Annotated in this window: 28 protein-coding genes; 20 read left to right on the top strand and 8 right to left on the bottom strand. The window is 71.2% G+C overall.

Features of this window, described 5'->3' with window-relative positions:
- Positions 1-22 precede the first annotated feature (22 nt).
- Positions 23-1540 carry a sensor histidine kinase gene (locus QSK30_RS10175; protein WP_285501696.1) on the top strand — a complete coding sequence of 506 codons (1518 nt, stop codon included), beginning with the start codon at positions 23-25 and terminating at the stop codon, positions 1538-1540.
- 97 nt (positions 1541-1637) lie between these two features.
- Here the strand turns inward: QSK30_RS10175 and QSK30_RS10170 are convergent, their stop codons facing one another.
- Both QSK30_RS10170 and QSK30_RS10165 read right to left on the bottom strand, forming a co-directional pair.
- Entirely contained in the window at positions 1638-1892 is a 255-nt protein-coding gene (locus tag QSK30_RS10170; RefSeq protein ID WP_054051690.1) for a WhiB family transcriptional regulator, read from the bottom strand.
- Between the two features lie 249 nt (positions 1893-2141).
- Entirely contained in the window at positions 2142-3074 is a 933-nt protein-coding gene (locus QSK30_RS10165; RefSeq protein WP_285501695.1) for a diacylglycerol/lipid kinase family protein, read from the bottom strand.
- Between the two features lie 288 nt (positions 3075-3362).
- Here QSK30_RS10165 and QSK30_RS10160 point away from each other — a divergent pair, with 288 nt between their 5' ends.
- Positions 3363-3767, top strand: coding sequence for a hypothetical protein (locus QSK30_RS10160; protein WP_285501694.1), 405 nt, complete (start codon positions 3363-3365; stop codon positions 3765-3767).
- Complete coding sequence (locus tag QSK30_RS10155; RefSeq protein WP_285501691.1) at positions 3767-4243, top strand: GNAT family N-acetyltransferase; 477 nt, start codon at positions 3767-3769, stop codon at positions 4241-4243. Before QSK30_RS10160 ends, QSK30_RS10155 begins: the two co-directional genes overlap by 1 nt.
- 8 nt (positions 4244-4251) lie before the next feature.
- Here QSK30_RS10155 and QSK30_RS10150 read toward each other — a convergent pair whose 3' ends face one another.
- Together QSK30_RS10150 and QSK30_RS10145 are read right to left on the bottom strand one after the other, a co-directional pair.
- Positions 4252-4728 carry a GNAT family N-acetyltransferase gene (locus QSK30_RS10150; RefSeq protein ID WP_285501689.1) on the bottom strand — a complete coding sequence of 159 codons (477 nt, stop codon included), beginning with the start codon at positions 4726-4728 and terminating at the stop codon, positions 4252-4254.
- Positions 4729-4739: 11 nt separating this feature from the next.
- Positions 4740-5291: a histidine phosphatase family protein gene (locus QSK30_RS10145; protein ID WP_285501688.1), complete on the bottom strand. Its 552-nt coding sequence runs from the start codon at positions 5289-5291 to the stop codon at positions 4740-4742.
- 61 nt (positions 5292-5352) lie between these two features.
- On the opposite strand from QSK30_RS10145, the gene QSK30_RS10140 reads away from it, so the two are divergent.
- Positions 5353-6072, top strand: a complete 720-nt coding sequence (locus QSK30_RS10140) for an MBL fold metallo-hydrolase (RefSeq protein ID WP_285501687.1) — start codon at positions 5353-5355, stop codon at positions 6070-6072.
- Positions 6073-6634: 562 nt separating this feature from the next.
- Here QSK30_RS10140 and sodN read toward each other — a convergent pair.
- Positions 6635-7042, bottom strand: coding sequence for a superoxide dismutase, Ni (gene sodN, locus QSK30_RS10135; protein WP_285501685.1), 408 nt, complete (start codon positions 7040-7042; stop codon positions 6635-6637).
- Between the two features lie 80 nt (positions 7043-7122).
- Between sodN and QSK30_RS10130 the strand changes: the two genes are divergently transcribed.
- On the top strand, positions 7123-7470 hold the full coding sequence (locus tag QSK30_RS10130; protein ID WP_285501683.1) for a S26 family signal peptidase: 348 nt from the start codon (positions 7123-7125) through the stop codon (positions 7468-7470).
- Here the strand turns inward: QSK30_RS10130 and QSK30_RS10125 are convergent.
- Entirely contained in the window at positions 7467-8072 is a 606-nt protein-coding gene (locus QSK30_RS10125) for a dTDP-4-dehydrorhamnose 3,5-epimerase family protein (RefSeq protein ID WP_285501682.1), read from the bottom strand. The two genes, QSK30_RS10130 and QSK30_RS10125, sit on opposite strands and share 4 nt — an antisense overlap.
- Before the next feature lie 446 nt (positions 8073-8518).
- On the opposite strand from QSK30_RS10125, the gene QSK30_RS10120 reads away from it, so the two are divergent.
- Positions 8519-9718 carry an NAD(P)-dependent malic enzyme gene (locus tag QSK30_RS10120; protein WP_285501680.1) on the top strand — a complete coding sequence of 400 codons (1200 nt, stop codon included), beginning with the start codon at positions 8519-8521 and terminating at the stop codon, positions 9716-9718.
- A 63-nt stretch (positions 9719-9781) separates the two neighbouring features.
- On the top strand, positions 9782-12334 hold the full coding sequence (locus QSK30_RS10115) for an EAL domain-containing protein (protein ID WP_285501678.1): 2553 nt from the start codon (positions 9782-9784) through the stop codon (positions 12332-12334).
- Between the two features lie 614 nt (positions 12335-12948).
- Here QSK30_RS10115 and QSK30_RS10110 read toward each other — a convergent pair.
- Entirely contained in the window at positions 12949-14466 is a 1518-nt protein-coding gene (locus tag QSK30_RS10110; protein ID WP_285501677.1) for a bis-aminopropyl spermidine synthase family protein, read from the bottom strand.
- A 282-nt stretch (positions 14467-14748) separates the two neighbouring features.
- Here QSK30_RS10110 and QSK30_RS10105 point away from each other — a divergent pair, with 282 nt between their 5' ends.
- The 9 genes from QSK30_RS10105 to QSK30_RS10065 all read left to right on the top strand — a co-directional run bounded on the left by QSK30_RS10105 (position 14749) and on the right by QSK30_RS10065 (position 21183).
- Positions 14749-15879 carry an ATP-binding cassette domain-containing protein gene (locus QSK30_RS10105; protein ID WP_285501676.1) on the top strand — a complete coding sequence of 377 codons (1131 nt, stop codon included), beginning with the start codon at positions 14749-14751 and terminating at the stop codon, positions 15877-15879.
- Positions 15876-16529 carry an ABC transporter permease gene (locus QSK30_RS10100; protein WP_285501673.1) on the top strand — a complete coding sequence of 218 codons (654 nt, stop codon included), beginning with the start codon at positions 15876-15878 and terminating at the stop codon, positions 16527-16529. The genes QSK30_RS10105 and QSK30_RS10100 overlap by 4 nt, the downstream gene beginning before the upstream one ends.
- Positions 16526-17236: an ABC transporter permease gene (locus QSK30_RS10095; RefSeq protein WP_285501672.1), complete on the top strand. Its 711-nt coding sequence runs from the start codon at positions 16526-16528 to the stop codon at positions 17234-17236. Before QSK30_RS10100 ends, QSK30_RS10095 begins: the two co-directional genes overlap by 4 nt.
- A 30-nt stretch (positions 17237-17266) precedes the next feature.
- A complete protein-coding gene (locus QSK30_RS10090; protein ID WP_285501671.1) occupies positions 17267-18196 on the top strand; it encodes an ABC transporter substrate-binding protein in 930 nt (309 codons plus the stop codon).
- Between the two features lie 170 nt (positions 18197-18366).
- Positions 18367-19110 (top strand): hypothetical protein, encoded by a 744-nt coding sequence (locus QSK30_RS10085; protein ID WP_285501669.1) that lies wholly within the window; start codon positions 18367-18369, stop codon positions 19108-19110.
- 27 nt (positions 19111-19137) lie between these two features.
- Positions 19138-19872: a hypothetical protein gene (locus QSK30_RS10080; RefSeq protein WP_285501667.1), complete on the top strand. Its 735-nt coding sequence runs from the start codon at positions 19138-19140 to the stop codon at positions 19870-19872.
- Between the two features lie 84 nt (positions 19873-19956).
- Entirely contained in the window at positions 19957-20784 is an 828-nt protein-coding gene (locus tag QSK30_RS10075; protein WP_285501915.1) for a helix-turn-helix domain-containing protein, read from the top strand.
- Entirely contained in the window at positions 20675-21004 is a 330-nt protein-coding gene (locus QSK30_RS37140; RefSeq protein ID WP_502871817.1) for a DUF397 domain-containing protein, read from the top strand. Before QSK30_RS10075 ends, QSK30_RS37140 begins: the two co-directional genes overlap by 110 nt.
- Entirely contained in the window at positions 21001-21183 is a 183-nt protein-coding gene (locus QSK30_RS10065) for a DUF397 domain-containing protein (RefSeq protein ID WP_285501664.1), read from the top strand. The genes QSK30_RS37140 and QSK30_RS10065 overlap by 4 nt, the downstream gene beginning before the upstream one ends.
- A gap of 61 nt (positions 21184-21244) precedes the next feature.
- Here QSK30_RS10065 and QSK30_RS10060 read toward each other — a convergent pair whose 3' ends face one another.
- The gene (locus tag QSK30_RS10060) at positions 21245-22027 is read right to left on the bottom strand and encodes an IclR family transcriptional regulator (protein WP_285501662.1); all 783 of its coding nucleotides are present in this window, start codon (positions 22025-22027) and stop codon (positions 21245-21247) included.
- A 69-nt stretch (positions 22028-22096) separates the two neighbouring features.
- Between QSK30_RS10060 and QSK30_RS10055 the strand changes: the two genes are divergently transcribed.
- The 4 genes from QSK30_RS10055 (at position 22097) to QSK30_RS10040 (ending at position 25678) form a co-directional block, all read left to right on the top strand.
- Positions 22097-22594 (top strand): SigE family RNA polymerase sigma factor, encoded by a 498-nt coding sequence (locus tag QSK30_RS10055; RefSeq protein ID WP_285501661.1) that lies wholly within the window; start codon positions 22097-22099, stop codon positions 22592-22594.
- The gene (locus tag QSK30_RS10050; protein WP_285501659.1) at positions 22591-23574 is read left to right on the top strand and encodes a hypothetical protein; all 984 of its coding nucleotides are present in this window, start codon (positions 22591-22593) and stop codon (positions 23572-23574) included. Before QSK30_RS10055 ends, QSK30_RS10050 begins: the two co-directional genes overlap by 4 nt.
- 50 nt (positions 23575-23624) lie before the next feature.
- Positions 23625-24134: a SigE family RNA polymerase sigma factor gene (locus QSK30_RS10045; protein ID WP_285501657.1), complete on the top strand. Its 510-nt coding sequence runs from the start codon at positions 23625-23627 to the stop codon at positions 24132-24134.
- 641 nt (positions 24135-24775) lie between these two features.
- Entirely contained in the window at positions 24776-25678 is a 903-nt protein-coding gene (locus QSK30_RS10040) for a hypothetical protein (RefSeq protein WP_285501656.1), read from the top strand.
- Positions 25679-25990: the final 312 nt, after the last annotated feature.

Below are 25990 nucleotides of genomic sequence, written 5' to 3'. Positions count from 1 at the left end.
TAGCCGAACCCCTGGGAGTCGCGTGTCCACGCTCTCTGACCTGCTCGCCGAGCACACCGGGCTCTCCGGCGGTGCCGTCGACCACCTGCAGACCGTGGTCGCGGAGTGGCAGCTGCTCTCCGACCTGTCCTTCGCCGACTTCCTGCTCTGGGTCCCCGAGACCGCGGGCCAGGACGGCACGCCGCTGCCCCCGCAGGACGCCGGGCGGCGCTACATCTGCGTGGCGCAGGCGCGGCCGACGACCGGGCCCACCGCGCACCCCGAGGACGTCGTCGCCAGCCACACCGACGTCGACGAGCACCCGCAGCTGCGCCGGGCCACCGCCGAGCGGCGGATCTGCCGCGAGGAGGACCCGCGCTGGTACCTGGGGGTGCCGGTGCGCCGCGAGGCCATCCCGGTCACCTCCGGCGGCGAGGTCGTCGCGGTGCTGTCCCGGGAGACGAACCTGGCGGTGCCCCGGGTGCCCAGCGCGCTGGAGATCGCCTACCTGGGGATCGCGGGGGACCTGTGCCAGATGGTCGCCGACGGCACCTTCCCGACCACCGAGCCGTCACCGGACGTGCACACCAGTCCACGGGTGGGTGACGGCCTGATCCGGCTCGACCCCGCGGGCGCGGTGGTCTTCGCCAGCCCGAACGCGCTCTCGGCCTACCACCGGATGGGCCACGCCTCCGACCTGGTCGGGGTCCGGCTCGCGCCGCTGACCCGGTCGCTGATCGGCGACCCGTTCGACGCGACCGAGGTGGCGCAGCGGATCCTGCTGGCGCTCGACGGCCAGCCGAGCATGCGCACCGAGGCCGAGTCGCGGCGCGGGGCGGCGGTGCTGTTCCGCGCGCTGCCGCTGCGGCCCGGTGGCAAGGCGGCGGGGGCGCTGGTGCTCTGCCGCGACGTCACCGAGGTGCGCAGGCGTGACCGCGCGTTGCTGTCCAAGGACGCGACGATCCGCGAGATCCACCACCGGGTGAAGAACAACCTGCAGACCGTGGCCGCGCTGCTGCGGTTGCAGTCGCGCCGGACGAACAGCCCGGAGGCCAAGGAGGCGCTGGCCGAGTCGGTGCGCCGGGTGGCCGCGATCGCCATGGTGCACGAGACGCTGTCCACCTCTGTGGACGAGCGGGTCGACCTGGATGCCTTGGTGGACAAGGTGATCCCGATAGTCGGTGACGTCGCGGTGGCCGAGAGCCACGTGAAGGTCCGCAAGAGCGGGCAGTTCGGCGTGGTGGCCGCCGAGACGGCGACGCCGCTGGTGATGGTGCTGACCGAGCTCACCCAGAACGCCGTCGAGCACGCCTACCCGCCGGGCAACTCCGGCGAGGTCGTGGTCACCGCGACCCGCTCGGCCCGGTGGCTCGACGTGGTCGTCGCCGACGACGGGCGCGGCCTGCCCGCCGGGTTCTCGCTGGAGCGGACCAACGGGTTGGGCCTGCAGATCGTGCGGACCCTGGTCGAGTCGGAGCTGCGCGGCACGCTGTCACTGCGCAGGCGCGACGCGGGCGGAACCGAAGCGGTGTTGCGCGTTCCGCTGTCGCACCGGCGGTAAGCGATTGGTAAACAGCCAATACCATTGGTAAACGCAGAAGCCCGGCACCGAATCAATTCGGTGCCGGGCTTCCGCGGTCTTTACGCGGTTTTTAAGCTCAGGCGTTGCTGCGTGCCCGAGTGCGGGCGTTGCGGCGCTTCAGCGCGCGACGCTCGTCCTCACTCATACCGCCCCAAACGCCAGCGTCCTGGCCGCTCTCGAGCGCCCATGACAGGCAGTTGGAGGCGACGGGGCAGCGGTGGCAAACGGCCTTCGCCTCGGAGACCTGCAGGATCGCCGGACCGCTTGTCCCCACGGGGAAGAACAGCTCCGGGTCCTCGTCACGGCAGGCCGCGCGGTGGCGCCAGTCCATTTCTGCTTGCTCCTCGCATCGGGCGCGCTTAGACGCGCCACTAGTCGTCATCCGGTCGTCGGGGTGCTTGTGAATGCTTTCACGAACTGCGCGGATGTCAAGGGTTGTTCTCCGCCCGGTGAGTGACCTCACCCGAAAGTGACAGGTCAGCGCCCCGTGGCTGCGGAGGGCAACGATTTGATCACGGCCCCGACTGGTCTGGACCGCCCGCCTGGGTGCAGTGCGCTCACCCGTTCGGAACTGCGGTGATCAGAGTGCCACGGTCAGCGCGTCCGCGACGGCCGAGAACTCCACCCGGGTGCGCTCACCGATCAGATCCCCGTCGCACTGCAGGCGAATCGGCTCGGAAGAAGTGACCGTGATCTGCGCAACATCGTCGCGGCGGACCAGGTTGCGGCCCCGCTGGCGGCCGCTGTCGCTCAGCGCCTGCCGGAAGTGCCGGAGCACGGTGGGCACGCCGAGGGTCCGCAGGCCGAACAGGCCCAGGCCCTTCTCGAAGGAGCAGCCCGGGTTGAGGTGGATCGGGCGGGCGCCCAGGTAGGTCCACGGGTCGGTGTTGGACACGAAGGCCAGCCGCAGCCCGGTGATCGGGTCCTCGCCGGGGATCTCGACGGTCAGGTCCGGCCTGCGGTAGCCCGGTCGGGCGTAGCGGGCGACCGCCACCCGGGCGTAGAGCGACGGGCCGGTTCGCTTGCCGCGCTTGCGGTCCACGTCGGCGACCACGTCGGCGTCCCAGCCCATGCCCGCGTTGAAGGTGAACCAGCGGTGCGCGGCCTGGCCGCCGGAGTCGACCCGGCCCAGCCCGACCCGCCTGCCGCGGCCCTCCTCGAGCGCGCGCAGCAGCAGGTGCGTCGCCTCGACCGGGTTGCGCGGCAGGCCGAGCGCGCGGGCGAAGACGTTGGCCGAGCCGCCGGGCACCACACCGAGCATCGGCGTGACCGCCGAGGGGCCGGTGGCCAGCAGGCCGTTGACCACCTCGTTGACCGTGCCGTCGCCGCCGTGCGCGACGACCAGGTCGGCGCCGTCCACCGCGGCCTGCGCGGCGGCGGCCAGCGCGTGCCCCCGGTAGTCGGTCTCGACCACCTCGAGCTTCACCTGGCTGGCCAGCGCGTGCGCCAGCACGTCGCGACCGGCCGGGGTGGTCGCGGTCGCCTGCGGGTTCACCACGAGGACAGCGCGCATTACCCGAGGGTAAGCCGGCCGGTGGGCGGCTCTCGCCGTCGCCCTCCCCGAACGGGGGTCATCCGGTCGTGCGGGTCGAACCGGTCGTGATCGAGTTCCCTTCGGTCGGCCCCATCACGACGAGTGCACCCAGACGACCGTCTGTCCCGTCGATCCGCGAGGAAGTGACACCGCCGATCATGCACCGCTCGGCGACGCCGCACGACCGGCCGTCCGGGTGGCATACCATCGGCGGTGTGCACGCAGGGTCATCGTGCGCTAGCCAGCCGCCTCTGACGAAGGGCCGTCGTGCGACTCTCCTCCACCGCCCCGCGCACCGTCCTCGGCGCGGGCGCCCTGGTCGGGCTGCAGGGCCTGACCGCGCTCGGGTTCACGGTGTTGTTGCTGGTCAGGGGATTGGCCGGGGACGCGGTCACCGGCGGGAACGTCTACGGCGAGGCCGCGTACTTCGCCGTGCTGACCGCCGGGGTGCTCGCGTGCGGCATCGGGCTGCTGCTCGGCAAGCACTGGGCGCGCAGTCCGTCGATCGTCTTGCAGGTCCTGCTGTTAGGGGTGTCCTGGTACGCGATCGGGCCCTCGGGGCGCCCGGAGATCGGCGCGCCGGTGGCGGTCGTGTGCCTGGTGGTCCTGGTGCTGCTGCTGCGCCCGGCGACCAACGCGTGGGCCCAGGGCGAGGACTACCGGGGCGAGTAGTGCTGATCCGCGAGGCGTCGGCGGCGGACTGGCCGTTGATCTGGCCGCTGTGGCACCGGGTGGTGGCCACCGGCGAGACCTACATGTGGGACCCGGCCACCGACCAGGACGCCGCTGAGCGGGCCTGGATGGCGGGCGCGGTGTTCGTCGTCGAGGACGGCGGCGTGGTCGTGGGCACCGCGCTGCTGAAGCCGAACCAGCCCGGCTTGGGCGACCACGTCGCCAACGCGGGGTTCATGGTCGACCCGGACCACGCCGGGCGCGGCATCGGGCGCGCGCTGGCCGGGCACGTCCTCGACGCCGCGCGGGCCGCCGGGTACACGGGCATGCAGTTCAACGCGGTCGTCTCGACCAACACCGGCGCGGTCCGGCTGTGGCGGTCGCTGGGGTTCGAGGTGGTCGCGACCATCCCCGGCGCCTTCCGGCACGCGACCCTGGGCCGCGTGCCGGTGCACGTCATGTACCGGGACCTGTAGCCAGACCTCTAGCCGAGGGCCTTGAGGGCGCCGTCGGTGAGGCGGTAGACGGTCCACTCGTCCATCGGGATGGCGCCGAGGGAGCGGTAGAAGCCGATGGCGGGCTCGTTCCAGTCCAGCACGGACCACTCGAGGCGCTGGTAGCCGCGCCGCGCGCACTCCTCGGCCAGTTCGAGCAGCAACGCCTTGCCCAGGCCCGATCCGCGCGCGGCCGGGCTGACGAAGAGGTCTTCGAGGTAGATGCCGTGCGTGCCGCGCCAGGTGGAGAAGTTCAGGAACCACAGGGCGCAGCCGACGACCTGCCCGTCGAGCTCGGCCACGTGCCCGAACAGCGCGGGACTGCCGCCGAAGAGCGCCGCGTGCAGCTGGTCGGCGCTCAGGTGGCACTCCTGCGGTGCGCGCTCGTAGTCGGCGAGCTCGTGCACCAGGCCGACCACGGCGTCCACATCGGACTCGGTGATGCGGCGGACTCGCTGGTCTGGCACGGTGTTCTCCTCTAGTGCTGGTTGAGTCGGACGATCTGGGGCACCCCGCGCTCGTCGCCGAGGGTGCTCACCCCGGCGGCTTCGAGTCCGAAGTGGACACCGAACTCGGCGGCCTGGCCGATCCAGGCGGCGATCAGCACCCGGCTGAAGTGGCCGTGGCCCACCAGGATCGCGTCGTCGGTGATGTTGGCGATCACCCGGTTGGCCCGCTCGGTGATCTGCCCGGCGGTCTCGCCACCGGGGCAGGGGTGGGTCCAGACGGTCCAGTCCGGCACGGTCTCCCGGATCGTGGTGGTCGTCAGGCCCTCGTAGTCGCCGTAGTCCCACTCGGCGAGGTCCTCGGTGACCTCGTCCACGGTGAGCCCGGCCAGCTCGGCCGTGCGCAGCGCCCGGGTCCGCGGGCTGGCGTAGACCCGGCCCCGCGCGCCGAGGGCCCGCAGCACCGCACCGGCCTGTCTGGCCTTGTCCTCGCCGTCGGCGGTCAGCGGGAGGTCGGTGCGTCCGGTGTGCCGACCGTTCTCCGACCACTCGGTGGGCCCGTGGCGCAGCAGGTAGACCGTCATGCGCCGATCCTAGGTCTCCGGCCCGGCGCCGCTGGGGGTGCCCGGCGGGGATGCTGGGGGCATGCGACGACTCACCGTGCTCGGCAGTTGCGGGGCCTATCCGGAACCCGGGCGTGCCTGTAGCGGGTTCCTGCTCGAGTGGGATGGCTTCCGGGTCGTGCTCGACCTGGGGTATTCGACGTTGCCCCGGCTCTTGGCGCACGGGGTGCCGGACGCCGTGGTGATCACGCACGAGCACCCTGATCACTGCATCGACCTGCACGGGCTGTTCCGGATGCGGCTCTACGGCGGGATGCGGGAGCCGCGGTTGCCGTTGTACTGCCCGCCCGGGGTGTTGGAGCGGTTGGGTGGGTTGGAGCCCGAGGTTGATTTGCGCGCGGTCTTCGACGTGCGGGAATTGCCGGGTGATTATCAGGTGGGGCCGTTCGCGCTGACCAGCGTTTTGCTGCCGCATTATGTGCCCAATGCGGGGGTGCGTCTTGTCGCCGATGGGGTGGTGGTCGCCTATACGGGGGATACCGGGCCCACGCCGCTGTTGGCGGAGTTGGGTCGTGGTGCGGACCTGTTCATCGTGGAGGCGACTGATCGGCCCGGGCGGCCCGACGGGCAGTTGATGACCGCGGTCGAGGCTGGTCGGGCGGCTTCGGCGGCTGGGGCTCAGCGGTTGATGCTGACGCACTTCTGGCCGGGGAATGATCGTGGGTTGGCTGTCGCTGCTGCGGGTGGGGAGTTTTCGGGGGTGGTGTTGGCTGCTGGTGAGGGGGTGGTGGTGTCGTTGTGATCCTTTCTTGGTGTCGCTTGGGGTGTTCTTTGGTGCCGCCTGGGTGTTGTTGTCTGGGTGTTGCCGTCTGGGTGTTGCCGTCTGGGTTTAGCGGCGGGGGCTTCCCTCTGGCCGCGAGTGTTTAACGCGGGCAGGGCGCTGTCAAGGGCGCCTTCGGCGTCGCTGCGCGATTCCGCTGCGCTCCACCCTTGACAGCGCCCTGCCCGCGTTAAAGGCGGCCGGTATTGAGGGAAGGGGGCGAGTGGGCGCCGATGTGGTTGGGGAGCGTTGTCGGGCGGCGGTTGGGCGGGGATTGAGGGAATGAAAGAATTGAGGGAATGAAAGAGGTGGGGGTGTGAAGGGATGGAGGGTGCTGGCTGGGAGGTGCGAGGGGGAATAAGGGCCCGGCCGAGAGGTGTGAGGGGTGAGTCGGGGGCGGACCGGGAGGTGTGAGGCGTGAGTTGGGGGGGGGCGACCGGGAGGTGCGAAGGGTGAGCGGGGGGCGAGTGGAGGTGTGCGGGGTAAAGAAAAGCGCCGACCGGCGGAGGGGTCCGCTGGTCGGCGCCGTTCAGGCGACTGGTGCTCAGGCCTTCTTGGTCTCCCAGAAGATCTTGTCGATCTCGGCGATCAGGTCCAGCAGGGCCTGGCCGGTGGCCGGGTCCATCGAGCCCTTGGTGCCGCTGGCCCCGGCCGCCTTGGTGGCGCGGTTGAACAGGTCGTGCAGGTCCGGGTACTTCTCGAAGTGCGGGGGCTTGAAGTAGTCGGTCCACAGGACCCAGAGGTGGTGCTTGACCAGGTCGCTGCGCTGCTCCGCGATCAGGATGGCGCGGGTGCGGAACTCCGGGTCCTCGTTGTCCTGGTACTTCTGCTGGACCGCCTTGACCGACTCGGCCTCGATGCGGGCCTGCGCGGGGTCGTAGACGCCGCAGGGGAGGTCGCAGTGTGCGGTGGCCTGCAGGCGCGGGGCGAGAAAGCGCGACAACAGTCGCATTGTTCCTCCATGGCAAAACGGGATGCTCCGACGTGGCCGACCCTACTCCGGGCATGCTGTGGTGGCAGGTGGAGGTGATCGTGAACGCAGGACGTCCGTTGGGCGGGATGCCGGTGCGCCGGGTGGTGGTGCGGGGGCCGTCGATGTCGCCGGCGCTGGCCGACGGGGACACCGTGCTGGCCAGTCGGGGGGTCCCCCGGGTGGGTGACATCGTGCTGGTCACCTGGGACGCGCGGCCGGGGCAGCTCTCGGTCAAGCGCGCGGTGCGGCCCGTCGGCGGGGGGTGGCACGTGGAGGGGGACAACCGGTTCGGCTCGACCGACTCGCGGACGTTGGGGCCCGCGCGGGTGCACGCGGTCGTGCGGTGGCGGCTGTGGCCGCGGCCCCGGCGGCTCCAGGGCCTGAGGCAGGGGCCTAAGGCTCTTTAAGAGCCTGCTCGTAGCTTCTCGTAGTGCGCGGTGCACTCGGCGTAGGTGGGGAGCAGGCCTGCCGCGCGGGCCTCGGCCAGGGTGGGGGCCTCCTCGTCCTTTTCGGACAGCAGGGGCTCCAGCTCCGGCGCCCAGGGCAGGGCCAGCTCCGGGTCGAGCGGGTTGATGCCGTGCTCGGCGCTCGGGTTGTAGCCGGTCGAGCAGAGGTAGGAGATCACCGTGTCGTCCTCCAGCGCGACGAAGCCGTGGCCGATGCCTTCCGGCACGTACACCGCCCGGAAGTCCACCGCGTCCAGCCGGACCACGTCCCACGCGCCGAAGGTGGGGGAGCCGACGCGGATGTCCACGACGAAGTCGAGCAGCGCCCCCTGCGGGCAGTAGACGTACTTGGCCTGTCCGGGTGGGACGTCGGCGAAGTGCAGGCCGCGGATGGAACCCCGGCGGGACCTGCTGTGGTTCGTCTGCGCCACCGGCATCGGGTGGCCGACCGCCTTGGTGAACGCCTCGCCCTGGAAGGGGGAGACGAACACGCCCCGGCTGTCGGGGAAGGTTCTGGGGGTGAACTCGAACGCGTCGGGGACGCGAAGCTCTCTCGCCTGCACGGGTCCAAGAGTAGGGGGCACCCCTGGGCGCGGTCAGCGCGACAGGGGCAGCGTTGCCGAGCTGTGCCCACTCGCGTCGTCACGCAGCGAAAACGTTAGCGAGCGCTAGCACGAGCCTAGAAAACCGGACGGACGTCTTGGGAAACCGGCTCTGACCTGCGGAAAAAGGTGTCCGGTATGTGATCCCCACCGCAGACACGCGCGCGCGGTTGCTGCCAGACTGTGCCCACCGCCGCCGCCGCGGCCGCGCCCCCGCCACCCCTGGGGACCGGTCCGCACCGCGCCAGGCCCGCAGCCCGGGCAGCCCCAAGACCACCACCCGCCAGTCGCCGCCAGTCGTCGGACACCACCGTGTCAGCACTCCTAGCTACCGTCCGGCGAGGTATCGCCCGGCCACGCCACAGCCCGCCTGCCCCAGCGCAGCGCGCGACCCAGGAGGGACGTCCATGACCGCCCTGAACGAGCACCCGAGGACCGCAGACGTGAGCACCGAGCCCGTCACCGACGAGGAGATCTTCGCCGCGCACGAGGGCGGCAAGCTCGGGATCGCCGTCACCAAGCCGCTGGCCGACCCCCGCTCGCTGGCGATCGCCTACACCCCCGGGGTGGCCAAGGTGAGCCGCGCGATCGCCGAGGACGCCTCGCTCGCGGCCCGCTACACCTGGGCCTCGCGGCTGGTCGCGGTCGTCTCCGACGGCACCGCGGTGCTCGGCCTCGGCGACATCGGCGCCAGCGCGTCGCTGCCGGTCATGGAGGGCAAGGCGGCGCTGTTCAAGACCTTCGGCGGCCTGGACTCGATCCCGCTGGTGCTCGACACCACCGATGTGGACGAGATCGTCGAGACCCTGGTGCGGCTGCGGCCCTCGTTCGGCGCGGTCAACCTGGAGGACGTCTCGGCGCCGCGCTGCTTCGAGCTGGAGGAGCGGCTGATCGAGGCGCTGGACTGCCCGGTCATGCACGACGACCAGCACGGCACCGCGATCGTCCTGCTGGCCGCGCTGCGCGGGGCGAACAAGGTGCTGGACAAGGACATCGCGGGCCAGCGCGTGGTCATCGCGGGCGCGGGCGCGGCGGGCATCGCCTGCGCGAAGATCCTGCTGGCCGCGGGCGCGGGTGACATCACCCTGCTGGACTCGCGCGGGATCATCCACTCCGGCCGGGACAACCTGAACCCGATCAAGGCGCGGCTGGCCGAGGTGACCAACACCAGCGGCCTGCGCGGCGGCCAGGCCGAGGCGCTGCGCGGCGCCGACGTGTTCGTCGGGCTCTCGGCGGGCACCGTCCCCGAGGAACTGGTCGCCACCATGGGTCCCGACGCCATCGTCTTCGCGCTGTCGAACCCGGACCCGGAGATCCACCCGGAGGTCGCCGCCCGGCACGCCGCGATCGTGGCCACCGGCCGCAGCGACTTCCCGAACCAGATCAACAACGTGCTCGCCTTCCCCGGTATCTTCCGCGGCGCGCTGGACTCCGGTGCCCGCCGGATCACCGAGCGGATGAAGCTCGCCGCCGCGGACGCGATCGTCGCGGTGGCCGAGGACGACCTCGCCGCCGACCGGATCGTGCCCAGTGCCCTGGACCCGCGGGTCGCCCCCGAGGTCGCGGCGGCTGTCGCGCGGGCCGCGAAGGAGGACGGGGTAGCCTGAGAGCCGGCGGGATGCTCGGCAGCGTTGCCCCACCCGCCTACTCGAGGGTGGAGGGAACGCGCCGTGGCCGAGCATGTCGTGCGCGCCGGGCTACCCCGGGTCGGGCTGCCGACCGGCGGGTTCGACGTCGACGCCGGTCGTGTCCTGGCTCCCGACCTGGCCGAGCCGGACGCGGTCGAGGACGACCCGGCGGCCGAGCGCGCCCTGCTCCTCGAGGCCCAGCGGATCGCCCGGATGGGCAGCTGGACCCTCGACGTGCGCACCGGCCAGGCATACCTGTCGGACGGTTTGCGCAGGCTCTGCGGTCTGCCCGCGCGCGCCGCGCTGCCCGACCTGCTCTCCCTGGTGCACCCCGAGGACATCCCGGTCCTGACCGACTTCCGACTCCGGCTGGGCAGGCAGCGGTCCTCGCAGCCGGTCGAGCTGGAAGTGCGCGACGACACCGGTGAGCGCACCTACCTGGTGCGCGCCCGGCCGGAGTTCGACCAGGGTGGACAGGTCGTGCGGGTGCACGGCACGGTGCAGGACTTCACCAAGTTCCGCGCCCTGGAACGGCAGCTGAGCCAGGACGGCAGGCTCTTCCGCGAGGCGCAGCGGGTGGCCCGGCTGGGCACCTGGGAGTGGAACACCGAGACCGGCGACTGCCTGTGGTCCTCGATGCTCTACGAGCTCGGCGGCCTGGAGCCCGGTTCCAAGATCACCTACAGCGACTACCTGCGGCTGGTCCACCCGGACGACCGCGGCTGGGTCGACCAGCGCTGGCAGGAGCTGGCGAGCACCCGGCGGCCGGTGGAGTGCGAGCACCGGGTCATCCGCCCGGACGGCAAGCGCCGGGTGTTCCGGGTGCGCGGCGAGGCGGCCGGGCTCGACGGCGACCTGCACATCATGATCGGCACCGCGCAGGACGTCACCGAGCAGCGCTCGACCGAGACCCGGATGCAGCGCTCCAGCAAGCGGTTCACCGACCTGGTGGCGATCACCCCGGTCGGCATCGCGCTCTTCGACGACGCCGAGCGGTTGGTCGACGCCAACGACGCGCTCTGCTCGCTGCTGGGCATGGACCTGGAGCGGCTGCGCGGGACGACCGCCGAGCAGCTGACCCACCCGGACGACCGCGAGCACCGCCGGGTCCGCGAGTCGCACTCGTTCCACAGCGGCCAGCGGGTGCTGGCCACGGCCGCGGGCAAGCCGGTCTACTGCGAGCTCAACGCGACGGTGTCGGTCGCCGACGACGGCCAGCGGTTCTGGCTGGTGGTCTTCGCCGACGTCACCGACCGCAGGCGTGCCGCTGAGCGGTTGCGCTACCAGGCCACCCACGACGAGCTCACCGGGCTGCCCGGCCGGGCGGCGGTCAAGGAGCTGCTGGGCAAGCTGCTCGGCGGCCGCGACTACGAGCGGATCGCGCTGCTGTTCTGCGATGTGGACAACTTCAAGCGGGTCAACGACTCGCTCGGCCACGATGTCGGCGACGAGCTGATCACCGCACTGGCCCGGCGCCTGGAGCGCGGCCTGCCGCCGAGCTGCACGGTGGCCCGGATGTCCGGCGACGAGTACGTGGTGATCTGCTCCGACGTCGAGGAGGCGGGCGGGGTCGAGGCCCTGGCCAACCAGGCGGCGAGCCTGCTGCGCACCGCGGTCCCGGTCCGCGACCAGCTGCTGCGGGTGTCGGCCTGCATCGGCGCGGCGGTGCCCAGCGGCCCGGAGACCAGCGGCGCCGACCTGCTGCGCTACGCCGACGCGGCCATGTTCGCGGCCAAGGCGCGCGGCACCGGGCGGGTCTCGCTGGCCAGCGACAAACTGATCGCCTCGGCCAACAGCCAGATGCTGCTGGAGGGCCAGCTCCGCGAGGCGATCATGAACGACCAGCTGGTGCTGCACTACCAGCCGGTGGTGGGCCCGGACGGGACAGTGCTCTCGGCCGAGGCCCTGGTGCGCTGGCCGCACCCCGAGCGCGGATTGCTGGCACCGGGCGACTTCCTCCCGGTCGCCGAACAGGGCGACCTGCTCGGCGAACTGGACCGCTGGGTGCTGCGCGCGGCCTTCACCGAGGCGGCCGAGTGGCCACAGCTGTGCGGCGGGGTCCTCGGCGCGAGCGTCGGCATCGCGGTCAACCTGGCGGGCTTGGTGCCGGGCGACCCGGAGTTCGTCGACGTCGTCTCGGCCTGCGTCGCGGCCACCGGTATCGCCTGGGACCGGGTCGTGCTGGAACTGGTGGAGACCAGCCTGATCGACCTGCCCTCCCGCAGCCGTGAGGCGATGGCCGAACTGGTGGAACGCGGCGTCCGGTTCGCCGTGGACGACTTCGGCACCGGCTACTCGTCGCTGGCCCGGCTGAAGGAACTACCGGCCCAGATCATCAAGATCGACCGCCGATTCGTCTCCGGGGTGGCCACCGACGCCTCGGACTTCGCGGTCGCCCGCGCCCTGGTGGACATGGCCCGGGCCATGGGCCGCAGCTGCGTGGCCGAAGGCGTGGAGAACGCCACCCAGTTCCACGTCCTGCGTGGCGTCGGAGTGGACGCCTACCAGGGCTGGCTGTTGTCGAAGCCGTTGCCCGCACGGGAGTTCCGGGAGATCTTGAAGCTGGGCCCGGTGCACATCCCCAGCGGGGCCTAGGTTCCGGCTTGCCGCTGGTCCGAGCCCCAGCGTGGCCGGGCGGGCAGTTGGCTCCGGTCGCTGAGCTCCAGCTCGGGGCTGCCCGAACTCCGGCTGGTTGACTTCCACCTCGGGGGCGGTTGGGTTCCTGCGCGGGTGGCCGAACCCCCAGGGTGGACTTGGCCGACCCGAGGCCCGAGTGCTGGATTGGGTGGAGTGGCTTTGTTTGGGGAGAAAAGAGGCGCTAGCCTGGCCCAGGCGGTGGGTATCCCTTTCCCACCCGCTCTACCCACGGCGCCTCTTTTCTTAGGGGCCCCAAACAAAGCCACTCCACCCAATCCGGCCATTCGCTGGTACCCGGCCTCCATCACAGGGGGCTTCCGCCCAATCCGGCCCCGCGCCGGAACCCGGCCACCACCACAGCGGGCTTCCAGCGGATGGCCGGATTGGGTGGACCTGTTTTGCCTGGGGCCCCTAAGAAAAGAGGCGCCGGGGTGAAGCGGGTGGGGAAGGGATCACCCACGCCGGAACCAGGCTAGCGCCTCTTTTCTCCCCAGACAAAACAGGTCCACCCAATCCGGCACTTGGCGGGTTCGCGAGTTCACTGCTTCACCCTTGCTCGCAGGTCCACCGGTTCACCCTTGAGCGTCGCCACCCGGTTGAATCTTGTCCACTGTGGACAGGACGGCTTGGATCCGGTGCAGGGGCAGGTCGATCAGCCGCAGGTCCAGGTCTTTCGCGTGCGGTGCCGCCGCGGCCACCTGTTCCCGGGCCTCCCGCTTCGTCAGCCCCGGTGTCGTGGCGATCAGTGCCTCTCGCCAGACGTTCTCCAGTTTGCCGTGGACGCGGGACAGGATGGTCCCCCGAACCCCGTTGGTAGTGGGCTGCGCGATGACCACCGTGTGCTTGCCGTCGCCCACGCTGCGGTGGAAGGTCAGCGTGTACTTGCCCGCCACCAGGGACTTCAGTGCCAGTTGTCCGCGCTGGTCGGCGACGTCCGGGTGGGTGTTGGTGACCAGCGCGCCGATCGGGAAGGCGGGGCCCGCCAGCAGGACTCGGGCGAGCCAGGGGCCCGGGTCGGCGGTCAGGTCGTAGGCCGTGGGGCCGTTTGCGCGGATCGGGTCTGTCCACGATGGACTCGACAGGGCCGTGGCCGTGCTGAGGCGCAACAGGTCCGCGATTGCGGTCGCGGGGATTGCGCCGGACTCCACTGACTGGGGGCCGTGGGTGTAGATGCCCGCCACCACTTCGCGGACGGCTGCCTCGGCCAGGCGGGAGGAGCGGGCCGTTTGCTGCAGCACGTACAGGTCGCTGGCGCTGCCGACGGCCTGGGCGCCCAGGTATCTGTTGAAGCCGGGTAGCACGGCCTCGAACACCAGGCCCAGGCGCAGGATCTCCTGCTGGGTCTTCAGGCCCAGCACGGGATTGCGCTCGCTGTAGCCGTAGGCCACGGCGATGCGGCCGTCCGGGTCGCGCAGGGATTCCACGGCGCGGGCCAGGAACAGGCGCATGCCCTCCGGTGTGTAGGGCGGGTCGGTGAACACCAGGTCGGCGCTGCCGACCGCCGCCGGTGGCAGGCCGAAGCGGAAGTCCGCGTGCAGGCAGCGAATGTCCAGACCTTTTGCCTTCGCCTGGGCGTCGATGTAGGCCAACAGCCGGTCGTCCACGTCGACCACCGTCGCCGACAGGCCGGGGCGCCGGGTGCAGGCCGCCAGCGCGGTCAGGTCGTGGTCGCCGAGGCAGAGGAGGTGGGCGCCGGGGAGGTGGTAGGTCTCGTCGAGCCAGCGGGCGCGACGGAGCATGGTGTCGACGTCGGCCTGGACGTGGTCCAACGCGCGCGCCGGGCTGGGGACACCGGCGAGATAGGACTCGAAGACCGGTCGCAGGGTGTCGTCGGGGACCTCCGCGGGCGGGGTCGCCAGGTTCCGATATCCGTTCACCTTGGACGGCGCGACCCGCCACGAACCGCGGTCGCGCTCGATGTCCTGGCCGAACGACGCGAGCAGCTCCTCGACCGTCCTGCGCGGCACAGCGGACACCCTGACCAGCTCGTCGAGTGGTTGCCAGCCCGTGCAGAGCAATCCGACCAGGGTGCGCAGCGGTCGGGAGCGCGCCCGGCGGGCGGTGAGGAATTCTGTCACGGAGTCGGCCACAACCCAGGGAGCGTAGGCAGGGCAGTCGACCTGGTGGGCTCAGGGGTGCGCGCGGACGATATTCCGCCGGCCAGGTGAGCACGGTGGTGGCCGCACGCCCGATTCCGCACCGGTCAAAACCGCTCTGCCACGCGGTTCACCGGTGTGAGCGTTCGCACAACCGGGGTGTACCCCTGGTCAGCACCCGGTCATATGGTGGAACAGCCTGCCGGTGTCAGTCGTTCGGGCTAAGGTCGGGCGATCAACGGCTGGCAAGGAGCCGTCTCGACCCGGGGGGCCCGAGTGATCGAGTTCCAGGCCGTGACCAAGCGTTACGACGATGGCACGGTGGCGGTGGACCACCTCGACCTCACCATCGAGGACGGGCGCGTGACCGTTCTCGTCGGCCCGTCGGGGTGCGGCAAGACGACGTCCCTGCGCATGATCAACCGGATGGTCGAGGCCAGTTCCGGCACGATCCTGCTCGACGGCAAGGACATCCGCGACCAGCCCGCCGCGGCGCTGCGGCGCGGCATCGGCTACGTCATCCAGAACGCCGGGCTGTTCCCGCACCGCTCCGTGCTGGACAACGTGGCCACCGTGCCGATCCTGCTGGGCACCAAGAAGGCGGCCGCGCGCAAGCGGGCCGCCGAGCTGCTCGAGACGGTCGGACTGCCCGCCGAGATGGGCAAGCGCTATCCCGGGCAGCTCTCCGGCGGGCAGCAGCAGCGCGTCGGCGTGGCCCGGGCGCTCGCCGCCGACCCGCCGGTGCTGCTGATGGACGAGCCGTTCAGCGCCGTCGACCCGATCGTGCGCGACGACCTGCAGGACGAGCTGCTGCGGCTGCAGTCCGAGCTGGGCAAGACCATCGTGTTCGTCACCCACGACATCGACGAGGCGATCAAGCTCGGCGACAAGGTGGCGGTGCTGCGGGTCGGCGGGCAGCTGGCCCAGTACGACTCGCCCTCGGCGCTGCTGGCCAAGCCGGTCGACGACTTCGTCGCCTCCTTCGTCGGCCGCGACCGCGGCTACCGCGCGCTCGGATTCCTGTCCGCGCACGGGATCGAGGTCAAGCCGGTGGCCGCGGTCGCCCTCGGCGCCACAGTGGACGAAGCGCGCCGCGCCCTGGAAGGCGGCTGGGCGGTGGTGGTCGACGACACCCGCAGGCCGGTCGGCTGGGTGTCCGAAGTGTCCTTGTCCACTGTGGAGGGCCAGGTCCGGCGCGAGTGGCTGGTCTCCGGTGGCTCGCTCTACGTGGCCGACGCCGAGGGCAAGGCGGGCTCGCTGCGCACCGCGCTGGACGCGGCGCTGAGCTCGCCCGCCGCGCTGGGCATCACCGTCGACGGCGAGGGCGCGCTGGTCGGCGCGGTCACCGCCGAGTCGGTGCTCGCGGCGCTGGCGAAGGCCCGGCAGGCGGGCGAGGTGCCGCTGTGAACTGGGTCGCCGACCACGCCGACGAGCTGTTCACGGTGAGCCTGGAGCACCTGCGGCTGGCGCTGCTGCCGGTGCTCGTCGGGCTGCTGCTCTCGCTGCCGCTGGGCTGGGCCGCCAACCGCTGGCGGATCGCCCGGCTGGTCCTGGTGCCGGTGTCCGGGCTGCTCTACACGATCCCGTCGCTGGCGCTGTTCGTGATGATGCCGCTGCTCATCGGCACCCAGATCCTCGACCCGCTCAACGTGCAGGTCGCGCTGACCGTCTACACCGTGGCGCTGCTGGTGCGCTCGATCGCCGACGCGCTGGCCGCGGTGCCGGAGCCGGTCATCGCCGCCGCCACCGCGATGGGCTACCGCGCGGTGGGCCGGTTCTTCGCCGTCGAGCTGCCGCTGGCCATCCCGGTCATGGTCGCCGGGCTGCGGGTGGCCGCGGTGTCCAACATCAGCCTGGTGGCCGTCGGGCAGATCATCGGCGTCGGCGGCCTGGGCTACTTCCTGCTGCACGGCGCGCAGTCGCCGCCGAACTACCCGGAGATCATCTCCGGCATCGTGCTGATCGTCGTGCTCGCGCTGCTGGTCGACCTGCTGCTCGCGCTCGCGGGCCGGGCGCTGACACCGTGGGCGCGCTCGCGGCCGGGGGGCAGCCGATGAGCAACGTGTTCACCCAGGTCGTCGACTGGCTGACCGACCCGGACCACTGGAAGACCACGCTCGGCATCGCGGGCATCCCGCAGCGCCTCGGCGAGCACCTGCAGTACACCGGGCTCGCCGTCCTGGTCTCGGCGCTGGTCGCCATCCCGCTGGGCGCCTACATCGGGCACACCGGCCGCGGCGGCACCGTGGTCGTCGGCATCGTCAACTCCTTCCGCGCGCTGCCCGAACTGGGGCTGCTGATCCTGCTGGTGCTGGCGATGGGCGTGCTGCTGGCGGTGCAGGCGCTGACGATCGCGCTGGTGTCGATGGCCGTCCCGGTCCTGCTCGCGGGCACCTACGCCGGGGTCCGCAACGTCGACCGAGCGGTGGTCGACGCCGCCCGCGGCATGGGCATGCGCGAGTGGGAGATCCTGTGGAAGGTGGAGCTGCCCAACGCGCTGCCGCTGATCCTGGGCTCGATCCGGGCCGCCACCCTGCAGGTCATCGCCACCGCGAGCATCGCGGCCGCGGTGTCGCTGGGCGGGCTGGGCCGGTTCGTGGTCGACGGCAACGCCTTCCGGGAATACGACCAGATGGCCGCGGGCGCGGTGCTCATCGCCGGGCTGGCCATCGTGGTGGAACTGGTGCTCTCCGGCGTGCAGTGGCTCGTCGTCTCGCCGGGGCTGCGCAAACCCAAGACGCGCGGGCGTTCCCGTGCTAGCTGAGAGATCGACCGACCCAAGGAGACACCCTCGATGAAGCGCGTACTCGCCGGCGTGGCGACCGCGGTGGCGGCCACGCTGACCCTGACGGCGTGCGGGGGTTCGTCGGACCCGCTGGCCAACAACCAGACCTCGGGCGCGGCGACCGGATCACCCGCGCCCACCGGCACCATCGTCGTCGGCTCGGCGAACTTCCCGGAGAGCACGCTGATCGCCGAGATCTACGCGGCCGCCCTGGAGAAGACCGGCGTCAAGGTCACCAAGAAGCTCAACATCGGCAGCCGGGAGACCTACTACCCGGGCCTGCAGGACGGGTCCATCGACCTGATCCCGGAGTACACCGGCACCCTGCTCACCTACATCGACAAGACCGCCAAGCAGACCGCCGAGGACGAGGTCTACCAGGCGCTGCAGGGCAAGCTGCCCGCGCAGCTGACCGTGCTGGAGAAGTCGGCGGCCGAGGACAAGGACGCGGTGGTCGTCACCAAGGAGACCGCAGGCAAGCTCAGCCTCAAGACGATCGAGGACCTGGCCAAGACCGGCTCGGTCGTCTTCGGCGGCCCGCCGGAGTTCCAGAAGCGCGCCGACGGCCTCCCGGGCCTCAAGGAGAGCTACAACCTCGAGGTCAAGGAGTACAAGTCGCTCGACGTCGGCGGCCCGCTGACCGTCGACGCGCTCAAGACCGGGGCGGTGCAGGCGGCCGACCTGTTCACCACCGACCCGTCGATCAAGGCGAACGACTTCGTGGTGCTCGACGACCCGAAGTCCAACTTCGCCGCGCAGAACGTGGTGCCGCTGGTGAACAAGGCCAAGGCCGACGACACGGTCAAGAAGGTGCTCAACGCCATCTCGGCCAAGCTCACCACCGAGGTGCTGATCGAGCTCAACGGCAAGCTCAGCGCGCCGGACAAGCCGGACGCCTCGAAGGTCGCCAAGGACTGGCTGACCTCGGCAGGCATCTGAGCCGCACGGCTCACCGGGCCCGCGCCACCACCCGGTGGCGCGGGCCCCGCCATGTCCAGGGGTGGTGTGGACCACTGTGCGGCAGGTGGGCGACAGCGCGCCGAACCGCCCTCGGCCGCGGATGATCACTGGTAGGACTGGGTCCCTGGTTCGCGGGAACGGGGGCGTGGGTGGACAAGCGCGTGGACGGGGTCGTCGAGGTCGACCTCACCGGCGGTACGCAGTGGGCCAAGGCGCACCTGTTCGGCAAGGGGCCGCTCGAGCCCGCGCACTACCTCGCCTCGCTGCGGGTGGACATGGGGGCCTACCGGGACTTCCTGCGCCGACTCGGGGTGCTGCCCGGCCAGGCGTCCCGAGTCGCGGTGCGGTTGTTCCGGGAGGTGGGGGAGGGCGTCGTCCACCGCCACCAGGTGCACGGGGAGACCTTGCAGATCTACCTGGGCGCCGCCCTGGTCCGGTTGTCCGAGGCCCGTGGCGCCGATCCGGGGCTCACCGAGTCGGCCGGGGCCGCGCTGCTCGCCCGCGACCTGTCCGACGCGATGATCCACCTCGGCGGTCACCTCAGCGGCCGGGAGGCCTCGACCGAGGAGCTGGCGAAGCCGCAGAGGATCTTGTCCAGGGCGCTCGGGACCATCGGGGCGGTCATCGGCTTCGCGATCTTCACCCCGTTGCTGGGCGAGCTGAGCCTGGTCGGCCTGCTCACCTACGGCTACGCCTACTTCGCCGTGCTCATGGGCTACGGGCTGGGTGCGTCCTTGGGGCACCTGCTCCAGCTCCGAGCGCAGTCCGAGAGCGGGGAACTGCGCACGGTGCACGAGAGGTGGCCGGACCAGGTGAGCGCGGAGTACGCCGACGAGCCCCCGTTCGTGACCGTCGAGCTGACTCCCTTCGACACCTGGCCCCGTCAGCACTGACCCGGTCCCGCTGGAGTGGAGGCGTGCGTGGACAAGCGTGTCGACGAGGTCGTGGAGGTCGACCTGACCGGCCGTGCGGAGTCGGCCGAGGTGCACCTGTTCGGTGGTGGCCACCTCGACCCGCGCGCCTACATCGCCTCGCTGCGGGTGGACATGGGCGCCTACCGCGACTTCCTGCGCCGGGTCGGGGCGGGACGCTGGAAGGCGTCGGGGGTCTCGGTGCGGCTCCTCCGGCGGGTGGGGACCGGAGCCGTCCAGAACCACACCGTGATCGAGGGGACGCTGTGGGTCTACCTGGGCGCCGCCCTGGTCAAGGTGTTCGACGCCCGGCGCGATGATCCGGCACTCACCGAACAGGCCGCGGCGGAGCTGCTCGCCCGCCACCTGACCGACGCCATGGTCCACCTCGGCGGCCACGTCGCCGACGCGGACCTGGCCGACGCCGAACTCGGCAAGCCCCAGGAGGTGTGGGCCAAGGTGTACGGGATCGTGGGGCTGGCGATCCCCCTCACGCTCTTCGTCCCGATGGCGGTGGAGGGGCCGTCGAACCCGTTCACGTACCTGTACGGCTTCGCCAGCGCCTGGATCTGCTACTGGACGGGCTCCTACCTCGGCTCGTCGGGCAAGCGGCGTAGGCAGGAGGAGAGCGGGGAAGCCACCGCCGTGCGCGAACGGCGGCCCGACCGCATCAGCGCGGACTTCGCCGACGAACCCCCCTTCGTGACCGTCGAGCTCACTCCGTTCGACACGTGGCCCAGCTAGGGCGGGTTCTGCCCGCTGATCGGGGAGTTCGCGGGCGGGTGCCGGTCAGGCGATCGCCTCGGCACACGCCGAGCAGGGCGCCGGCTGCGGCGACTGGCGGCCGAGTTGCGCCGCCTGAGCGCGACGACGGACCTGAGCCGGGAAGACGTCGCCGAGCAGACCGGGATCAACAACGTCACGCTCTACCGGATCGAGACGGCCCGGGCCAAGCCGCAGATGCGCACGCTGATGTCGCTGCTGAACCTCTACGGCACCCAGGGCGAGCAACGGACCCAGTTGGTGGAGCTGTCCAAGGACGCCACCAAGCAGGGCTGGCTGCGGCCGTTCCACACGGACCTGCCCGAGGAGTACACCGCCTACATCAGCTTCGAGGCCGAAGCGCATTCTCTGCGCAACTACCAGTCACTGTTCGTCCCCGGCCTTCTGCAAACGGAAGCCTACGCCCGGCCGGTCGTCCAGGGCGTGCTGCCGCAGGCCGGCGCCCAGGATGTGGAAGATCGAGTGCAGGCGCGAATGGAACGCCAGAGGCTCCTCGTCGGTGACTTGCCCCTGCGACTGTGGGCGATCATCGACGAGGCCGCCCTGCACCGGCTCGTCGGTGGGCCGAGCGTGATGCGCGACCAGCTCAATCGGCTGATCGAGGTGAGCGCGCAGCCCAATGTCACCCTGCAGGTGATCGATTACGCTGCTGGTGCGCACGCAGGCATGCCAGGGTCGTTCGCGCTCATGGATTTCGACGACCCGATGGACACCGACTTGATCTACATCGACAGCATGGCCGGTGACCTGTTCCTGGAATCTGATGCCGACGTGCGCCGATACACGACGATCTTCGATCACCTGCGGGCGGTCGCCAGGAGTCCTGCGGGCTCGACAAGCCTGCTGGCCGAGTTGGCGCACCGCGTGGAGTGAGGAGGAAGCAGACATGACCAACTTCGACTTGTCTCAGGCTGTTTGGCGCAAGAGTTCCAAGAGCAGCGGCAATGGTGAGTGTGTTGAGGTGGCGCTTCTGGCGGGCGCTGCCGCGGTTCGGGATTCCAAGATCCCGGATGGTGAGCCGGTCCTGTTGTCCCGGCCCGGGTTCGCGGCCTTGGTCGCGCACGTGGCCACTGGGCCTAGGGGCCAGTCATGATTGATTTCTCCCAGGCTGTTTGGCGCAAGAGCTCCAAGAGCAGCGCCAACGGCCAGTGCGTGGAGGTGGCGCTGGTCGGTGGCGTCGCTGGGGTGCGGGACTCCAAGTTCCCCGCCGGGCAGCCGGTGGCGGTGTCCGCCGCCGGGTTCGCGGCGCTCGTCGCGCACGTCAAGTCCTAGTCGCGCAGTCAAGTCGTAGTCGCACAACGGAAGCCCTCGCCTCGGTGGCGGGGGCTTCCGGTTATTTCTGGCCGCCGATCCGGCCGCTCAGCTCCACCGCCGCCCGGCGGGTCTCCTCGGCCAGGTCTGGCCAGTGCTCCCCGCATTCCACCTCGGTCGGGCACGTGTGCCGGAACGTCGTGCTGATCGCGGCCACCGGGTGACCGGTGTGGTCCAGCACCGCCGCCGCCACCGAGGCGAAACCCGGGGTCACGTAGCCGTCCTCGACGGCCCAGCCGCGACGGCGTTCCACCGTCAGGACGCCGCGCAGGGCGGGTAGGTGGGTCGGGCCCCGGCCTGTTCTGTCCACAAAGGACGACCTGGCCGGGAACAGGGCCCGCACCTGGGCGGCGGGCAAGTGCGCCAGCATCGCCCGGCCGGACGCGGGCAGGTGTGCGGGTAGCCGCACCCCGACGTCCGTCACCACCGTGTGCGGGTGGGCCGGTTGTTCGCGCAGCAGGTACAACGCTTCGCGTCCGTGCAGGACACCCAAATGGGCTGTGTGACCCGTTCGGGCGATCAGCCGGGACAGGACTGGTCGGGCCAGGCGTTCCAGCGGGTCGTGCCGGAGGTAGGCCGAGCCGAGTTCGAACGCCGCCACGCCCAATGCGTAGCGGCGGTCTTCGGGCAGGTGTGTCACGAAGCCCGCGTCGACGAGCTCTCCCAGCAGGTGGTAGGTCGTCGAACGGGGCAGGCCGAGTTCGCGCGCCACCGCTGCCGCCGCCACCGGGCCTGCTCGGCCTGCCAGCAGGCGCAGCACGGCCAGCCCCCGCCGCAGCGCGGGTACGTCGCTGCTGTCACCCATATGCCGCAGCCTACGACTCAACAACCAGCGGCCCCCGCGCGTTGGAGGACGAAGACAGGGGACGACGCGGTGGACACTTTCGAGGCCTTCCTCGCCGAGCGGCTCGATCCGCTGCTGCGCTACGCGACCACGCTGACCTGCGACCCGCACCAGGCGCAGGACATCGTGCAGGAGGTGGTGTTGCGCGCGCAGCAGCGGTGGGACCGGATCTCGCGGGTCGACCTGCCCGCCGCCTACGTCAAGCGCATGGTCACCAACGAGTTCCTGTCCTGGCGGCGGCGCACCCGTGACCTGGTGTTCCCCAGCACCGCCATCGCCGAGCTGACCCCGGCGGTGGCCGATCCCACCGGCGGGGTGGACGACCGCGAGGTGCTCTTGGCCGGCATCGCCCGGCTGCCGCGCAAGCAGCGGGCCGCGGTGGTCCTGCGCTACTACGACAACCGCACCGACGCCGAGATCGCCGAAGAGCTGCGCTGCTCGGCGGTCACCGTGCGCAGCCACATCTCGCGCGCCGTGGCCACTTTGCGCGCCCAGTTCACCGCGACGTGTGCCATGGAGGCGCTGTGAAGACCGAGGAGTTCGACGGCCTCCTGCGCGAGAGCCTCCGCCTGATGGCGACCCGCGCGCCCGCTGCCGGGGCTGTTCGCCTCGCGGGGGGGAACCAGGCGCGGCGGCGCGTGCTGATCGGCGTCGCGCTGGCCATCGTGGTGCTGCCGGTGGTCCTGTGGGTGGGCTGGCCGCGGCCAGTGCTTCCCCCAGGCGACACCGGTCCGACCGCCGACCGCCTCGACACCCCCATGACGAGTGGCCCCACCTGGCTGCCGCCGGAGTTCACCGAGCGCTCCCGCGGGCGGAAGTTCGACGGCAGCCAGTACCGGACCTTCGCCCGGACGGGTGAAGCACCGGACAGCGGGCAGCTGCTGACCTTCTCCTACCTGCTCGGCGACCCGGGGCCGAACACCCCGCCCGGTGCCCCGGTGGCGAACGTAGAGGTCAACGGGCATCCCGCGTGGCTGTCCGGGGACGGCACGGACGTGGTCATCCTGGGCTGGTCGGCCGACTCCCGCCAGTACCAGCTCGACGCCCAGTCCACCGGCCTCGCGGGCGGCGAACTGCTGAGGGTCGCCGAGTCGGTGTCGGCCGGCCGGTCCGACCTGCTGTCCACCGCCCTGGTGCCGCCCGCCGGGTTCGAGCTGCGCGACATCGCCGTGCACGGCACCACGGCGGCCGACGCGGCGATGTCGATGACCCTGCGGGGGCCGTTCACGGTCGTGCTGGACGTCGTGCCCGCGCCACTGCCCGAGCGCTACGGCGACCCGGTCACCGTACGGGGCAGACCCGCGCAGGTTTTCTCGTTGGCGCCGCCCGTCTTCGGCGGGCACGACGTCAAGCTGTTCGTGGACCTCGGCGGTGACCGCTGGCTGGTCGCGCGCGCCCAGGACGAGCGGTCGGCCTCGACACTCGGGCCCGAGGATCTCATCCGAGTCGCGGAGACGGTGGGAATCGGCGACACGCCGCCCGCGCCGTGGATGGGACTTAGGCCATAAGACTCCACATTCCGCACTCTTGCGGCGTTGTCTGCGCGAGAGGGGGCCGAGTGTCGAGCAGCTTCGAGGAGTTCGTGCGCGACCGGACCGGTGTTCTGCTGCGGTACGCGACGGCGTTGACCTGCGATCCCCACCAGGCCCAGGACATCGTGCAGAACGTGCTGCTGCGCGCGCAGCAGCGGTGGCCGCGGATCGTCACCCTCGACTCGCCGGTCGCCTACGTCAACCGCATGGTCACCAACGAGTTCCTCTCCTGGCGACGGCGCCGCGCCGCCTCGGACGTGATGGTCCCGCACGGGGGCATGGACGCCTTCAGCCCGCCGCTGGACGACCCGACGGACGCGGTCGACGAGCGGCAGGCCGTGTTCGCCGGGATCGCCCGGCTGCCCCGCAAGCAGCGCGCGGCCGTCGTGCTGCGCTACTACGCCAACCGGTCGTTCGCCGAGATCGCGAGCGAGCTGGGCTGCTCGGAGGCCACCGCCCGCAGCCACGTCTCGCGCGCCCTGGCCGCCCTGCGCGCCGCGGCCACCCAGGTCGACCGCGTCATGGAGGCACTGTGAAGACCGAGGAGCTCGAGGCGCTGATCCGCGACGCCGTCGCCGACCACGCCGACCGGGCCCCCGACCCGGCGGCCACGGTGGCCGCGGTGTTGTGGCTCGCGCGGTTGCCCAGGCTGTCCGACCAACCTCGCCTGGTGGGCGGTCGGCGTTGGCGTGCCGTGTTCCAGTTCCGCCTGGTGAGCGGTGGTTTGTCGCGCCAGACTGACCGGTGCCGCGTGCGCGGCTTGTCCCGTCTTGCCGCCCGGGTTCGCGTGTCCGCCCGGTCTTCCCCGACCGTTGGGCATCAGCCCGACTCGGCATGCGATATCGGGGACACCAGCCACTTTGACGGCGACGGTGGGCGTGGGGGCCGGGTGCGGTTCATTGTCGACCGGTTTCGCGTGTCGGCCCGGTCCTGCCCGGCCAACCCGACCGCTGGGCACCAGCCCGTACCGGCAGGCGACAGCAGTCACCTAGGCGGCGATGGTGGGCGTGGGGGCCGGGTGCGGTTCATTGTCGACCGGTTCCGGGAGTCTGGCCGGTCCTGCCCGCTCGACCCGACCGCTGGGCACCAGCCCGACTCGGCAGGCGATGTCGGGGACAGCAGTCACCGCGACTGTGGGCGCGGGGCTCGGGTGCGGCTGACCTGGCCAGGTCAGCCGGTGGAGCACAGCCCCAAACCGCCCCTGGTGGTCGCCCTTGCCGTGGCGGTGTTGCTGCTGGTCACGCCGTTCTTCCTCCAGCTCCCCCGCGCCGACCGGGCGAGCTTCACCGGGATGGGTGCCGCGACGTTGTCCGCGCCGGTGCGGGTCATGTCGGTCCTGGGTGTCCGCTGGCTGCCCGACGGCTTCACCGAGCAGGTCCGCGAGGTCACCGCCGAGGGCACCGCGGTGCGCCGGGTGTGGGCGCGCCAGTCGGCGCGGGCGGGGCAGGAGTCGATCACCCTGCTGGCCGAGCCCGCCGGCCAGGCGACGTCGCCGTGGCGGGTCGCGGTCGAGCACCCAGTCACCACCGAGGTCAACGGCATGCCCGGCCGCGTGGGTCAGGACGCCACCGGCCGCGCCACCGTCCTGACCTACCCCCTCGACTCGATCACCACCGTCCAGTTGCAGGTGCGCGGTCTCCCGGACGGACCGGATACCGCCCTGCGCATCGGGCGGTCGGTGAGTCGGGACCGATCCGACCCGCTGGTGGTCGCCGCCCGGTTCGGGTTCCTGCCCGCCGGAATGCGCCCGCTCGTCCTGGGGGTCGAGCGGGCCGCCACCGGGCCGTTGGCGAGCATCACCGCCAACCGCCCCGGTGCGGCGGACTACCTGCGGGTCGAGTTGGCCCCCCGGCACGAAGAACTGCCGGGGGGCCAACCGCTGACCGTGCTTGGTAGGCCCGCACAGCTGTCCCAGCAGCCGGGGTACACCAGCGAACTCCGAGTCGACCTGGGCCGGTGGTCACTGACGGTGCACTACGTGGGCACCAACGCCGACGACCCAACCACCCGGGCCGACATCGTGAGAATCGCCGAGACGGTCCGGATCGGCCTGCGCACCGCGACCTGGCTGAACCACTGACCAAGGGCAAGGCGCTCTCGCCCCTTGCCATTACCCACGTCTCCTTTGCCCTTGTCCTCGCCCATTTCCCCCTCGCACCAGACCTCGCGCACTTCGCCTTACCCTTGCCGCTATTTCCATGCTCGTTCTTTGCTATACCGCCCACCCCCACCAACTGCCCCCGGCAGCCACAACGCCCCCCGGCAACCACTCCCGCCCCTGCATCCCATACGCAGCCCAAAACACGGGCTTGTCGTGCTTGTCAAGGCATCTTTCCCGCCTTGACAAGCACGACAAGCCCGTTGTCACACTTGGCGTAGGGGAAGCAGGGAC

This window comes from Actinokineospora sp. NBRC 105648, from assembly GCF_030269645.1.
Lineage (GTDB): Bacteria > Actinomycetota > Actinomycetes > Mycobacteriales > Pseudonocardiaceae > Actinokineospora.
Note: the sequence above shows the minus strand (reverse complement) of the source record. Positions and strands in the feature narration are given on the sequence as shown.

Bases quoted from the DNA above. Each gene is read 5' to 3' on its own strand.
- QSK30_RS10170 (WP_054051690.1), bottom strand. From the start codon at position 1,892: ATGGACTGGCGCCACCGCGCGGCCTGCCGTGACGAGGACCCGGAGCTG.
- QSK30_RS10165 (WP_285501695.1), bottom strand. From the start codon at position 3,074: ATGCGCGCTGTCCTCGTGGTGAACCCGCAGGCGACCGCGACCACCCCG.
- QSK30_RS10145 (WP_285501688.1), bottom strand. From the start codon at position 5,291: ATGACGGTCTACCTGCTGCGCCACGGGCCCACCGAGTGGTCGGAGAAC.
- QSK30_RS10140 (WP_285501687.1), top strand. From the start codon at position 5,353: ATGCGACGACTCACCGTGCTCGGCAGTTGCGGGGCCTATCCGGAACCC.
- sodN (WP_285501685.1), bottom strand. From the start codon at position 7,042: ATGCGACTGTTGTCGCGCTTTCTCGCCCCGCGCCTGCAGGCCACCGCA.
- QSK30_RS10120 (WP_285501680.1), top strand. From the start codon at position 8,519: ATGACCGCCCTGAACGAGCACCCGAGGACCGCAGACGTGAGCACCGAG.
- QSK30_RS10095 (WP_285501672.1), top strand. From the start codon at position 16,526: ATGAGCAACGTGTTCACCCAGGTCGTCGACTGGCTGACCGACCCGGAC.
- QSK30_RS10090 (WP_285501671.1), top strand. From the start codon at position 17,267: ATGAAGCGCGTACTCGCCGGCGTGGCGACCGCGGTGGCGGCCACGCTG.
- QSK30_RS37140 (WP_502871817.1), top strand. From the start codon at position 20,675: ATGCCGACGTGCGCCGATACACGACGATCTTCGATCACCTGCGGGCGG.
- QSK30_RS10065 (WP_285501664.1), top strand. From the start codon at position 21,001: ATGATTGATTTCTCCCAGGCTGTTTGGCGCAAGAGCTCCAAGAGCAGC.
- QSK30_RS10060 (WP_285501662.1), bottom strand. From the start codon at position 22,027: ATGGGTGACAGCAGCGACGTACCCGCGCTGCGGCGGGGGCTGGCCGTG.